Raw genomic sequence first — 12,710 nt, forward strand, 5'->3', positions numbered from 1 at the left:
CTCCCCCGAGCCGGGGGAGCCCGCGGCCCCGTCCGCTCCCTAGCGTCGGCCACCCGACGGGGAGAGGAGGACCGCCGTGCCGGACAAGTCACTGCGGATCCGGCGGGCCGGGCCCGACGAGGCGCGCCGCCGACCGATCATGCTGGCGATCGCGGGGGACAGCGCCGCGGGCAAGACCACGCTGACCCGCGGGCTGGTGGAGGCACTCGGCCCGGAGCGCTGCGTGTCGCTGTGCACCGACGACTACCACCGCTACGACCGGACCGAACGCCGCGGGCTGCCGTTCACGGCGCTGCACCCGGACTGCAACCACATCGGGATCATGGAGCAGCACCTGCAGCTGCTCGCGACCGGCGAGCCGGTGCTCAAACCGGTCTACGACCACTCGACCGGCGAGCTGGTCCGGCCCGAACTGGTCGAACCGGCGCCGGTGGTGATCGTCGAGGGCCTGCTGCCGCTGTACTCGAAGCTGGCCAGGGCGTGCTTCGACGTCACGGTGTACCTGGACCCGCCGGAGGAGATCCGCCGGGACTGGAAGGTGCAGCGGGACTGCGCGAAGCGCGGCTACGACCCGGAGCAGGTGATCGCCGAGCTGGAGCGGCGCGAGCCCGAGTCGGCCGAGCACATCCGCCCGCAGCGCAGGCACGCCGACCTGGTGGTCCGGTTCGCGCCGATCGAGAGCCGCAACGACCCGGCGGGCACGCCGCTGTCGGCGACGGTGATGCTGCGCCCGACGATCCCGCACCCGGACCTGACCGGGGTGCTGCAGCCGGGGCTGAGCCGGGCGATGCACCTCAAGCTGGAGCGCGACCCGGACGGACGCCCGGTGGAGTCGCTGCACGTGCACGGCTACGTGCCCCGGGAGGAGTCGGTCGCGGTGGAGAAGGCGATCTGGACGGAGCTGGACGCGCCCGGCCGGGACGCCCCGGCGGGCCTGGGCCGGATCGGCGACGACCGCAGCGAACCGCTGGCGATCGCCCAGCTGCTGATCCTGTTCCACCTGATGGAGCTGGACCGGTGAGCGCCGGGGACGTGCCGTCGGCGGTGCTGTTCGACGTGGACGGGACGCTGGCCGAGACCGAGCGGGACGGGCACCGCCCGGCGTTCAACCGGGCGTTCGCCGAGCACGGCGTCGGTGTGCACTGGGACGCCGACCACTACGCCCGGCTGCTCGCCGTCACCGGGGGCAGGCAGCGGATCGCCGCCGACCTGCGGGCCCGCGGCCACGCCGCCGACGCCGCCGAGCGGATCGCGGAACGGGTGCACCGCACCAAGACGACGCTGTTCGCCGAGCACGCCCGGTCCGGGTCGATCCCGGCCCGGCCGGGCGTCCGGACCCTGGTCGCCGACCTGCGCCGGCACGGCGTCCGGATCGGGGTGGTGACGACCGGTCGCCGGGAGTGGGCGGAACCGCTGGTCGGGCACCTGATCGGCGACGTCGCGCAGGAGATCGACGTGGCGGTCTACGGCGACGACGTGACCGCGCTGAAACCGGATCCGCGCTGCTACCGGCTGGCGCTGCGCAGGCTGGGGATGCCGGCGTCGTGCGTGGTGGCGGTGGAGGACTCGGCGGCCGGCCTGCGGGCCGCGCTCGGGGCGGGCCTGGTGACGGTGGTGGTGCGGTCCGGGCCCACCGCCGGGCACGACGTCGGCGGTGCGGCGCTGGTCCGCGAGTCGTTCGACGGGGATCCGGCGCTGGACGCCGAGCTGCTCGGCGGCCTGCTCGCGGACGGTCAGCGGGTCCGGCGGGAGTCGTGCAGGCGCAGCAGCGCGTAGGCGGCGAGGGTCTGCGCGTCGGTGATCCCGCCGCGCAGGGTGAGCTCCTCGAAGGCGTCCGGGGTGAACCAGGCGGAGCGCATGTCCTGCTCCTGGTGCTCGCGCTGCGGCGGGCCCGCGGTGAGACCGGTGGCGAGATAGACGTGGCCGCGCTGGCTGGACATGCCGGGCGCGACGTCGAGCATCCCGAGGAAGGTCATCGCCGTCGCGGCGAGGCCGGTCTCCTCGACCAGCTCGCGGACGGCCAGCTCGGCCGGATCGGCCTCGGCCCGGTCCGGCGCGGTGCCCGCCGGGAACTCCCAGCGGCGCTCGCCGACCGGGTAGCGGAACTGCTCGACCAGGTGCAGCCGGCCGTCGTCGTCGCGGGGGATCACCAGGGCGTAGGTGGGCTTGTCGACGACGCCGTAGATCCCCTCGGTGCCGTCGGCGCGCCGGATGCCGTCCTCGCGGACGGTCATCCAGCTGTTCGCGTACACCCGGCGGGTCGAGATCTGCTCGATCACCCGCCCAGCTTCGCCGATCACGGTCGGCTTACAGTGAGCCGGGTGCGCCTCGTCATCGCCCGCTGCCAGGTGGACTACGCAGGACGGCTGACCGCCCACCTGCCGATGGCCCCGCGGTTGTTGCTCGTGAAGCAGGACGGCTCGGTGAGCATCCACGCCGACGACCGCGCCTACAAGCCGCTGAACTGGATGTCCCCGCCCTGCTGGCTCACCGAGGAGCCCGGCGTGTGGACGGTGCGGAACAAGGCCGACGAGTCGCTGGTGATCACCATCGACGAGGTGCTGCACGACTCGACGCACGAGCTCGGCGTCGATCCCGGCCTGGTCAAGGACGGTGTGGAGGCGCACCTGCAGGAGCTGCTGGCGGCGCACCCGGAGACCCTCGGCGAGGGCTGGACGCTGGTCCGCCGCGAGTACATGACCGCCGTCGGGCCGGTCGACCTGCTGTGCCGCGACGCCGACGGCGGGCACGTCGCGGTGGAGATCAAGCGGCGCGGCGAGATCGACGGCGTCGAGCAGCTGACCCGGTACCTGGAGCTGATGAACCGGGACCCGCTGCTCGCCCCGGTGCAGGGGGTGTTCGCGGCCCAGCAGATCAAGCCGCAGGCGCGGACCCTGGCGACCGACCGCGGGATCCGCTGCGCGACCGTCGACTACGACGAGCTGCGCGGGATGACGTCGAAGGAGATGCGGCTGTTCTGAGCGGTCGCGTCCGCCGGGTTCAGCGGATGGAGCCGATGAGATCGCGGGCCGCGTCGCCGTGCAGCGCGGCGGCGTCGAGCCGGTCCCACGCCGCCCGGTAGGCGTCGAGATCGGCGCGTTCGTCCAGGAAGTTCGTTCCGGCGATGGTCTCGGAGACGGCCATCCGGTCGGCATAGAGGTGGAACCCGGGCGGGGGCGGCGGCAGGGGTGGACCGAACGGGAGGACGCCGAGGCGGATGTTGGGGCGCCGGGACAGGGCGATCAGATGCTCCCGCTGGGCACGCATGATCGCGTCGGACCCGATGACGTAGCGCAGCACGCTCTCCGCGACGAGCTGGAGGAACCGGCGGTCGGCGTCGTCGAGCAGGGCCAGCCGGGCGCGGCGTTCACGCTCCCACTTGGGGGCGGTCGGCCGCTCGATCACGGCGAGGGTGTAGTCCCAGGACTGCATGAGCCCGGGCACGATCTCGGGCTGCCAGGACCGGATCACGTCGGACTGCGACTCCAGCAGCCGGATCCGGCGCTGGATCTCGGGCCCCCGGCGCACGATGCGGTTCTGGCTGGTGATGAGCTCGGCCTGGGCCGCCCGGCACAGTTCGACCAGCTCCCTGCGGAGCGCCGCGGGGGCGCCCAGCGCGCGTGCGTAGGACTCGGCGGCCGCGGGTTGCGGGGTGGACCGGCCGGTCTCGGCCTTCGAGATCGAGGGCTGGCTCAGCCCGCTCCGTGCGGCGGCCTCGGTCTGGCGCAGGTCACCGCGGACGAGCACCATCAGCTGGGCGATGCGGTCCCGGTCGGTGACGGGCTGGACTGGTGGCACCGGAGCGCTGAGCCTTCTCGTCGGTGGAACTCGGAATGACGCGCCCACCATTCGGGCCGCCCCTGGGCGTCGTGGCCGACCTGTCCGGCCAACGCGGCGTGCTCGTCGTCGGTCAGGTCGTCCCGGCTGATCACGAAATGGCGATCCGGGATCCCGGGAACTCGTGCACCGCCGGGCAGCCCCAGCGATCGGCGCTGTCCCCGGTGCCCGACGCGCTGGCCAGGATGGTGGATTCGGTCCAGGTCATGGCGGCCCCCGCTGTGCTCGGACCGCCAGAGTGGCCGCCCATCCCACAGTAGTCAATGCGTGAGATGCATATCCTCAGCGCCGACGCTGCGGTAGATCCCGCTCACGTGGCGAATATTCAGTCCGCTGCTCAGGACCGGAGCGGGGCATGATCAGGTGGGGCCGGGTCGTCCGGCGGCGGCAGCGGCAGCTGATCGTGATCACCGCGCTGGGGCCGGACAGCCGGATCCTGCGGTCGTGGGAGCTGGAGCTGAGCCGCGAGCGGCGGTTGACCGTCCCGCACGGGACCCGGACCGTTCACGTCGGCGCCGCGGGCACCGTGCACCGGGTTCGGGTGGAGCTGGGTCGGCGGCGTCGCCGAGGCTGACCTTCCGGGGCCAGTACGGGCCCGGCTGGACCTTCCGCGGGCGTTTACGCTGATCACGTGAGTGCCACCGCCGCTGACTCCGCCGTGACCGCCGCCACCGATCCCGCCGGTAGTACCGACTTCGCGTCGCTGTCCCCGCGCACCGGCGCCGAGCTCGCCCGCTACCCGGTGCACGACGCCGAGCACGTGCGCGCCGCCGTCCGCGCTGCGGGCGAGGCCGCCGCCTGGTGGGACGGCCTCGGCTTCGCCGGCCGCCGCACCCGGCTGGCCGCCTGGAAGAAGGTGCTGGTCCGCCAGCTCGACCGGGTCGCCCGGGTGGTGGCCGACGAGACCGGCAAGCCGTTCGACGACGCCCGGCTCGAGGTCGTCCTGACGATCGACCACCTGGACTGGGCGTCGGCGAACGCGGCGAAGGTGCTCGGGCGGAAGTCGGTGTCGCCGGGCCTGCTGATGGCGAACCAGGCCGCATCGGTGGCGTACCGGCCGCTCGGCGTGGTCGGCGTCATCGGGCCGTGGAACTACCCGATCTTCACGCCGATGGGGTCGATCGCCTACGCGCTCGCCGCGGGCAACACGGTGGTGTTCAAGCCGTCCGAACTCACCCCGGGCGTCGCGCACGAGCTGGCGCGCACCCTCGCCGAGGCGGTGCCCGAGGTCGGCCGCTACCCGCTGCTGAGCGTCGTCACCGGGTTCGGGGCGACCGGCGCCGAGCTGTGCCGGGCGCCGGGCGTCGGCAAGATCGCGTTCACCGGGTCGGCCGCGACCGGCCGCCGGGTGATGGCCGCCTGCGCCGAGAACCTGGTCCCGGTGCTGATGGAGTGCGGCGGCAAGGACCCGCTGATCATCGACGCCGACGCCGACCTGGACGCCGCCGCGGACGCCGCCGTCTGGGGCGGGATGTCCAACGCCGGGCAGACCTGCGTCGGCGTGGAACGGGTCTACGTCGTGGAGACCGTCGCCGGGCGCTTCCTGGAGAAGGTCCGCGCGGCCGCGTCGAAGCTGCGGGTCGGCACCGCGGCCAACGAGGGCGACCTGGGCCCGATGACGATGCCGTCGCAGACCGAGATCGTGCGCAGGCACGTCACCGAGGCGCTGTCGGCGGGCGGCCGGGCGATCGTCGGCGGCGCGGAGTCCGTGCACGACGACGGCACCATCTCCCCGGTGGTGATCGCCGACGTCCCGGAGGACTCGGTCGCCGTCACCGAGGAGACGTTCGGGCCGCTGGTGGTGGTGAACCGGGTGCCGGACGTCGACGAGGCGGTCCGCCGCGCCAACGCCACCGGCTACGGCCTCGGCGCCACCGTGTTCTCCGCGAAGCGCGGCGACGAGATCGCCGCCCGGCTGCGCTGCGGGATGGTCTCGATCAACGGCGTCATCTCGTTCGCCGGCATCCCGTCGCTGCCCTTCGGCGGGGTGGGGGAGTCCGGGTTCGGCCGGATCCACGGCGCCGACGGCCTGCGCGAGTTCACCCGGGCGCAGTCGGTGGCCCGGCAGCGGTTCGCGCTGCCGGTCGCGGTGACCTCGTTCCGGCGGACCGCGAAGACCATGCAGGCGCTGGTCGGGGTGGTGAAGGCCCGGCACGGTCGGTGACGGCCGCCGCGCCCGGCGGTACTGCCCGTCCGGTCAGCGCGGGCGGGTGGCCCTGGTCGCACCATACCCACCGGTAGCGACCCGGATGGCAGGATCGCGCGCGACGACAGAGACGTCCAACTGGGAGGTTGCAGCGTGGCACGCGAGATCCGGACGGTCGGAGTGGTCGGCCTCGGCACCATGGGCGCGGGGATCGTCGAGGTCTTCGCCCGCAACGGCCTCGAGGTGATCGCCGTCGAGGTCGACGCCGACGCCGGGGAGCGGGGCAAGACCCACCTGGCGGCGTCCACCGGACGGGCGGTGCAGCGCGGCAAGCTGACCCAGGAGCAGGCCGACGAGCTGCTCGGGCGGATCACGGTCACCACGTCGATGGCCGATCTCGCCCCGGCCCAGCTGGTCGTCGAGGCCATCCCGGAGAACCTGGAGGCGAAGGCCGAGATCTTCGCGACGGTGGACGGCGTCGTCGCCGAGGACACCATCCTCTGCTCCAACACCTCGTCGCTGTCGGTGACCGAGCTGGCGGTGCGGACCAAGCGCCCCGGCAAGGTCGTCGGGATGCACTTCTTCAACCCGGCGCCGGTGCAGAAGCTGGTCGAGGTGGTGCGCACGGTGGTCACCGAGCCGGAGGTGATCGACGACGTCAAGGCGTTCGCCGACTCGCTGGGCAAGGTCCCGGTCGTCATCGGCGACCGCGCCGGGTTCATCGCGAACGCGCTGCTGTTCGGCTACCTCAACCACGCGGCGAAGATGTACGCCGAGCGCTACGCCAGCCGCGAGGACCTCGACGCCGGCATGCGCTACGGCTGCGGCTACCCGATGGGTCCGCTGGCGCTGCTCGACCTGATCGGGCTCGACACCGCCTACGAGATCCTCGAGACGATGTACCGGGAGTCGCGCAACCTGCTGCACGCGCCGAACCCGGTGTTCAAGCAGATGATCACCGCCGGGCTGCTCGGCCGGAAGACCGGGCGCGGCTTCTACACCTACGAGGCACCGCACAGCTCGACCGTGGTGCCGGACGACGAGACCCCGTCGTCGACGGTGCCCGAGGACGTGACCCTGCGCGACGTCAGCCGGGTCGGTGTGGTCGGGACCGGCACGATGGCGTCGGGCATCGTCGAGGTCTTCGCCAAGGCCGGGTACGACGTCGTCGTGCGCGGCCGCAGCGAGTCCAAGGTCGACGGCTCGCTCGCGCACGTGCGCAAGTCGCTGGACAAGGCGGTCGCCCGCGGGAAGCTGGAGGAGTCCGACCGGGACGCGATCATCGGTCGGATCACCGGCACCACCTCGCTGGAGGACATGGCCGACGTCGATCTGGTCGTCGAGGCCGTCGCCGAGGAGCTCGACGTCAAGCGGGCCATGTTCGGTGCGCTCGACGACATCTGCAAGCCGGGCGCGATCATGGCGACGACGACGTCGTCGCTGCCGGTCGTGGAGTGCGCCGCGGCCACCCGCCGGCCCGGTGACGTGATCGGGATGCACTTCTTCAACCCGGCGCCGGTGATGAAGCTGGTCGAGGTCGTCTCGACGATCGGGACCTCCCGCGAGGTCGCCGCCACCGTGCTCGCGGTCACCCAGAAGCTGAAGAAGGTGCCGGTCAGCTGCGGCGACCGGGCCGGGTTCATCGTCAACGCACTGCTGTTCCCGTACCTGAACGACGCGGTGAAGATGCTGGAGGCGCACTACGCCACCGCCGACGACATCGACGCCGCGATGAAGACCGGCTGTGCCCTCCCGATGGGCCCGTTCGAGCTGCTCGACGTGGTCGGCCTGGACGTGTCGCTGGCGATCGAGCGCTCGCTGTACTCGGAGTTCCGGCAGTCCGGGTTCGCGCCGGCGCCGCTGCTGGAGCACCTGGTCACCGCGGGCCGGCTGGGCCGCAAGACCGGGCACGGGTTCCGGGACTACACGCAGCGCTGAGGCATGGCGGGCCGGCGTGCGCGGCGGCCCCGCCCCTCGGAACGGGGGCGGGGCCGCCCCGTCGCGCCGCCGCTGGGCAGCGGCATGGTCACCTCCCGGGAGAGCGCCCGGGACGGCGAGTGGAACGTCCGTCGGGTGCCCGGCGGCAACGACGTGAAGACCTACCGCTGCCCGGGCTGCGACCAGCTACTCCCCTCCGGGACGCCGCACGTGGTGGCCTGGCCGGCCGACGGCACCGGCGGGGTCGAGGACCGCAGGCACTGGCACCTGCCCTGCTGGAACGCCCGGGACCGGCGACGGCCGGGTCGTCGCCCGGCGTCCCGGACTGCTCCGGCGAGGCGCCTGCGGCGTCCGCCGGGTCGAGCCCCGGCCCCGCGTCCAGGTCCCCGGCCGCGTCGTCGATCAGCCCGCGGGCGGCCCGCAGCTGGTCGGCGACCCGGTCCCGCAGCTCGGTGAGCTGCCCGACCCGCCGGCGGGCCCGCGCGGTGATCTCCTCGGCGTCCCGCTGCGCCTCGGCCCGGATCCGCTCGCCCTCGGCCCGGGCCTCGTCCAGCGACCGGCGGATCTGCTCGTCGGCCTCGCGGTTGCGCCGGCCGATCTCCTCGGTCAGCGCGTCCCGCTCGGCGAACAGCGTGGTCAGCGCCTCGCTGCGGCGCTGGTCCATCGCGATCCGGAAGTCGTGCTCCACCTGCTCCCGGTTCTCCCGGGCCTCCGCGTCCGCGCGGGTGATCCGCTCGGTGACCGTGCGCTCCTGCTCGGCCAGGTCCTGCTCGGTGCGCGACCGCAGCTCGGCCAGCTCGGCCTCGGTACTGCTGCGGGCCTGCTCCAGCTCGGCCCGGGTGCGCTCCCGCAGGTCCGCCAGCTCCCGCTCGACGCGCGCCTGCTCCTCGGTGACGGCCCGCTCGCGCTCGTCGGACCGCCGGTCCAGCTCGGCCCGGCGCGCCTCGGCGTCGGCGACGATCTGCTCGGCGTGCGCACGCGCCTCGGCCACCACCACCCGGGCGTGCTCGTCGGCCTGCCGGCGCTGCTCGGCGACCTCCCGCTCGGCGCGGGCGTGCATCTCGGCGACCTCGTCCTCGGCGAGACGCAGCATCGAACGCAGCCGCTCGCTCATGCCCTGCACGCTCTGCGGCGGCCCGGCCAGCCGGCTGACCTGCTGCTGCAGCGCCTCGGCCCGGGTGCGGGCGTCGTCGAGCTCGCGGCTCAGCCGGGTGTTCTGGGCGACCGCGGCGTCCCGGTCTGCGGCGAGCATCCGCACCTCGGCGTCGAGCCGCCGCAGGTGGCTGTCGACCTGCGCCTGGTCGTAACCGCGGCGCGCGACCGAGAAACCGGTTCGTGGTACGGGTACATCGTGGTCACCGGCCATGGACTCACCGTACCGTCGGGCCGTGGCCTCGGCTGTGCCGAAAGGCACAGCCGAGACACACTCACACCCCGCGGAAGCGGTTGATGCCCTCGATGTGCTTCTCCCGGGTCTCCGGGTCCGTCACGCCCAGCCCCTCCTCGGGCGCCAGCGCGAGCACGCCGACCTTGCCCTGGTGGGTGTTGCGGTGCACGTCGTAGGCGGCCTGGCCGGTCTCGGCCAGCGGGTACACCCGGGACAGCGTCGGGTGGATCATGCCCTTGGCCACCAGCCGGTTCGCCTCGTACGCCTCGCGGTAGTTCGCGAAGTGCGAGCCGACGATCCGCTTGAGGTTCATCCACAGGTAGCGGTTGTCGAACTCGTGCATGTACCCCGACGTCGACGCGCAGGTGACGATCTGGCCGCCCTTGCGGGTCACGTAGACGCTGGCGCCGAAGGTCTCCCGGCCGGGGTGCTCGAACACGATGTCCGGGTCCTCGCCGCCGGTGAGCTCACGGATCTTCGCGCCGAACCGCTTCCACTCGCGCGGGTCCTGGGTCTGCGGGTCCTTCCAGAACTTGTAGCCCTCGGCGTTGCGGTCGATGACCAGCTCGGCGCCCATGTCCCGGCAGATCTGCGCCTTCTCCTCGGAGGAGACGACACAGACCGGCGTCGCGCCGCCGTTCAGCGCGAACTGGGTGGCGTAGGAGCCGAGGCCGCCGGAGGCGCCCCAGATCAGCACCACGTCGCCCTGCTTCATGTCGGCGCCGTTGCGGGACACCAGCTGCCGGTAGGCGGTGGAGTTCACCAGCCCGGGGGACGCGGCCTCCTCCCAGGTGAGGTGCGCGGGCTTGGGCATCAGCTGGTTGGACTTCACCAGGGCCAGCTCGGCGAGCCCGCCGAAGTTCGTCTCGAAGCCCCAGATCCGCTGCTCCGGGTCCATCATCGTGTCGGAGTGCCCGTCCGGGCTCTCCAGCTCGACCGACAGGCAGTGCGCGACGACCTGGTCGCCGGCCTTCCAGGCGTTGACCCCGGGCCCGGTCTGCACGACGACGCCGGCCAGGTCGGAGCCGACCACGTGGTATGGCAGGTCGTGCCGCTTGGTGAGCGGCGAGAGCTTGCCGTAGCGCTTGAGGAAGCTGAACGTCGAGACCGGCTCGAAGATCGACGTCCACACGGTGTTGTAGTTGATGGCGCTGGCCATGACGGCCACCAGCGCCTCACCGGGACCGAGCTCCGGGACCGGGACCTCCTCGAGCCGCAGGCTCTTGCGGGGGTCCTTGTCCTTGGTGGTCAGACCCTCGAACATGTCGGCGTCCTCGGCCCGGACGGTGACGCCCTGGTAGCTCTCGGGCACCTCCAGGCCGCCGACGTCGGCGAACTGCCCGGCGAGGATGGCGTCGCGGATGTCCTTCACTGCTGGCCTCCGATGGCGACGTTGCTAGGGGAGTGATCAGGTGCATTCACCCGTACTTGCTTGGGATACCGCAAGTTACCGCGTAGTATGTTAACCGTTGTGCGACGCCCGGTGTGAGCCCCGGCGCGAGTTCGTGACCCAGACCACCGGACGTCCGTACTGACCTTCCGGGTGGGGGCCGTCCCGGACCGGTTCTCAAACAGGTACTGGATCAGTGCTGATCAGAGCCCGGCTCGACGAGCTCGACCAGCACCCCGCCCGCGTCCTTCGGGTGCACGAAGTTGACCTTCGAGTTCGACGTGCCCCGGCGCGGCTCGTCGTAGAGCAGCCGCAGTCCCTTCGCGCGCAGCGCGTCCGCGGCGGCCGCCACGTCGGTGACCCGGTAGGCGACCTGCTGCAGCCCGGGGCCGTTGCGGTCGATGAACTTGGCGATCGTCGAGTTCTCGTCCAGCGGGGCGAGCAGCTGCACCTTCGTGGCCCCGGCCGGCTCGCCCGGCGCACCGAGCATCGCCTCCCGCACGCCCTGCTCGGCGTTGGTCTCCTCGTGCACGGCGACCAGGCCCAGATTGTCGGCGTACCAGCGGATCGCCTCGTCCAGGTCGGGCACCGCGATCCCGACGTGGTCGACGGCCACGACCAGCGGCGACAGGACATCATCGGTTGTCGTCATGAGGGCAGAAGCTACCGTGACTACCGGCGAGTAGGCCCGTGTGCCACTGGTCACCCCCTCCCTCCGACGTGTCCCGCGACCGCGGAGCGCGTGGGTATGGTGACCGCCCGCCCACCTGTCAACGAAGCTTGCTGGAGGACCCCGTGTCCGGAACCGTGATCGTCGCCGGCGCCCGCACGCCGATGGGCCGTCTGCTCGGCTCGCTGAAGGGATTCACCGGCGCGCAGCTGGGTGGGATCGCCATCAAGGCGGCGCTGGAACGGGCCGGCGTCGCACCGGAGCAGGTCGAGTACACGATCATGGGCCAGGTGCTGACCGCGGGCGCCGGGCAGATCCCGGCCCGCCAGGCGGCGGTCGCCGCCGGCATCCCGATGGACGTCCCGGCACTGACCATCAACAAGGTGTGCCTCTCCGGCGTCGACGCGATCGCGCTCGCCGACCAGCTCATCCGGGCCGGCGAGTTCGACGTCGTGGTGGCCGGCGGCCAGGAGTCGATGACCCAGGCGCCGCACCTGCTCACCAAGTCCCGCGAGGGCACCAAGTTCGGCGACGCCACGCTCACCGACCACATGTCCTACGACGGCCTGTTCTGCGCCTTCGACCAGGTCGCGATGGGTGCCTCGACGGAGAAGTACAACGAGCGCTACGGCCTGACCCGCGAGGAGCAGGACGCCTTCTCCGCCCGCTCGCACCAGCTGGCCGCCCGGGCCGCCGGGGACGGCACGTTCGAGCAGGAGATCACCCCGGTCGAGATCCCGCAGCGCAAGGGCGACCCGGTCATCTTCGCCACCGACGAGGGCGTCCGCGGCGACACCACCGCCGAGAGCCTGGGCAGGCTGCGCCCCGCGTTCGCCTCCGACGGCACGATCACCGCGGGCTCGGCGTCGCAGATCTCCGACGGCGCGGCCGCCGTCGTGGTGATGAGCAAGGCCAAGGCGCAGGAGCTCGGGCTGGACTGGATCGCCGAGATCGGCGCGCACGGCGTCGTCGCCGGGCCGGACGCCAGCCTGCACGAGCAGCCCGCGAACGCGATCGCGAAGGCCTGCGAGAAGGAGGGCATCCAGCCCGCCGATCTCGACCTGGTCGAGATCAACGAGGCGTTCGCGGCGGTCGGCATCGTGTCCACCCGCAAGCTGGGCATCGACGAGGACAAGGTCAACGTCGACGGCGGCGCCATCGCGCTCGGTCACCCGATCGGGATGTCCGGGGCCCGGATCGCGCTGCACCTGGCGCTCGCGCTCAGGTCCCGCGGCGGCGGTGTCGGCGCGGCCGCGCTGTGCGGCGGCGGCGGCCAGGGTGACGCCCTGATCATCCGCGTGCCGAAGCCCTGATCCCTGTGTGACGATCGTCGGCCCCCGCC

General features: G+C 72.6%; 11 protein-coding genes and 1 pseudogene. 8 read left to right on the top strand and 4 right to left on the bottom strand.

Annotation, left to right across the window (positions count from 1 at the left end):
• The first annotated feature begins 76 nt into the window (after nt 1-76).
• On the top strand, nt 77-1,021 hold the full coding sequence (locus ACVJO7_RS16110) for a phosphoribulokinase (protein WP_344024492.1): 945 nt from the start codon (nt 77-79) through the stop codon (nt 1,019-1,021).
• Complete coding sequence (locus tag ACVJO7_RS16115; RefSeq protein WP_344024494.1) at nt 1,018-1,776, top strand: HAD-IA family hydrolase; 759 nt, start codon at nt 1,018-1,020, stop codon at nt 1,774-1,776. Before ACVJO7_RS16110 ends, ACVJO7_RS16115 begins: the two co-directional genes overlap by 4 nt.
• Here ACVJO7_RS16115 and ACVJO7_RS16120 read toward each other — a convergent pair.
• Nucleotides 1,734-2,276 carry an NUDIX domain-containing protein gene (locus ACVJO7_RS16120; RefSeq protein ID WP_344024518.1) on the bottom strand — a complete coding sequence of 181 codons (543 nt, stop codon included), beginning with the start codon at nt 2,274-2,276 and terminating at the stop codon, nt 1,734-1,736. The genes ACVJO7_RS16115 and ACVJO7_RS16120 overlap by 43 nt on opposite strands.
• 45 nt (nt 2,277-2,321) lie before the next feature.
• Between ACVJO7_RS16120 and nucS the strand changes: the two genes are divergently transcribed.
• Nucleotides 2,322-2,981: an endonuclease NucS gene (gene nucS, locus ACVJO7_RS16125; RefSeq protein WP_491673540.1), complete on the top strand. Its 660-nt coding sequence runs from the start codon at nt 2,322-2,324 to the stop codon at nt 2,979-2,981.
• Between the two features lie 19 nt (nt 2,982-3,000).
• Here nucS and ACVJO7_RS16130 read toward each other — a convergent pair whose 3' ends face one another.
• Nucleotides 3,001-3,798, bottom strand: a complete 798-nt coding sequence (locus ACVJO7_RS16130; protein ID WP_491673541.1) for a helix-turn-helix domain-containing protein — start codon at nt 3,796-3,798, stop codon at nt 3,001-3,003.
• Between the two features lie 394 nt (nt 3,799-4,192).
• Here ACVJO7_RS16130 and ACVJO7_RS16135 point away from each other — a divergent pair, with 394 nt between their 5' ends.
• The 4 genes and pseudogenes from ACVJO7_RS16135 to ACVJO7_RS16150 form a co-directional block, all read left to right on the top strand.
• Entirely contained in the window at nt 4,193-4,411 is a 219-nt protein-coding gene (locus ACVJO7_RS16135; protein ID WP_491673542.1) for a hypothetical protein, read from the top strand.
• 57 nt (nt 4,412-4,468) lie between these two features.
• Nucleotides 4,469-6,001, top strand: a complete 1,533-nt coding sequence (locus tag ACVJO7_RS16140; protein ID WP_491673543.1) for an aldehyde dehydrogenase family protein — start codon at nt 4,469-4,471, stop codon at nt 5,999-6,001.
• A gap of 135 nt (nt 6,002-6,136) precedes the next feature.
• A complete protein-coding gene (locus ACVJO7_RS16145) occupies nt 6,137-7,921 on the top strand; it encodes a 3-hydroxyacyl-CoA dehydrogenase family protein (RefSeq protein WP_491673544.1) in 1,785 nt (594 codons plus the stop codon).
• A 3-nt stretch (nt 7,922-7,924) separates the two neighbouring features.
• Nucleotides 7,925-8,230, top strand: a pseudogene (locus ACVJO7_RS16150) (Rv1322 family protein); the annotation flags it as partial.
• A gap of 1,118 nt (nt 8,231-9,348) precedes the next feature.
• On the opposite strand, the gene ccrA reads toward ACVJO7_RS16150, so the two are convergent.
• Nucleotides 9,349-10,680, bottom strand: coding sequence for a crotonyl-CoA carboxylase/reductase (ccrA, locus tag ACVJO7_RS16155; protein WP_491673545.1), 1,332 nt, complete (start codon nt 10,678-10,680; stop codon nt 9,349-9,351).
• Nucleotides 10,681-10,891: 211 nt separating this feature from the next.
• Nucleotides 10,892-11,350: a methylmalonyl-CoA epimerase gene (gene mce, locus ACVJO7_RS16160; RefSeq protein ID WP_344024508.1), complete on the bottom strand. Its 459-nt coding sequence runs from the start codon at nt 11,348-11,350 to the stop codon at nt 10,892-10,894.
• Between the two features lie 143 nt (nt 11,351-11,493).
• Here mce and ACVJO7_RS16165 point away from each other — a divergent pair, with 143 nt between their 5' ends.
• The gene (locus ACVJO7_RS16165) at nt 11,494-12,681 is read left to right on the top strand and encodes an acetyl-CoA C-acetyltransferase (RefSeq protein WP_344024509.1); all 1,188 of its coding nucleotides are present in this window, start codon (nt 11,494-11,496) and stop codon (nt 12,679-12,681) included.
• Nucleotides 12,682-12,710: the final 29 nt, after the last annotated feature.

The sequence above is a fragment of the Pseudonocardia sp. DxW genome, from assembly GCF_058448985.1.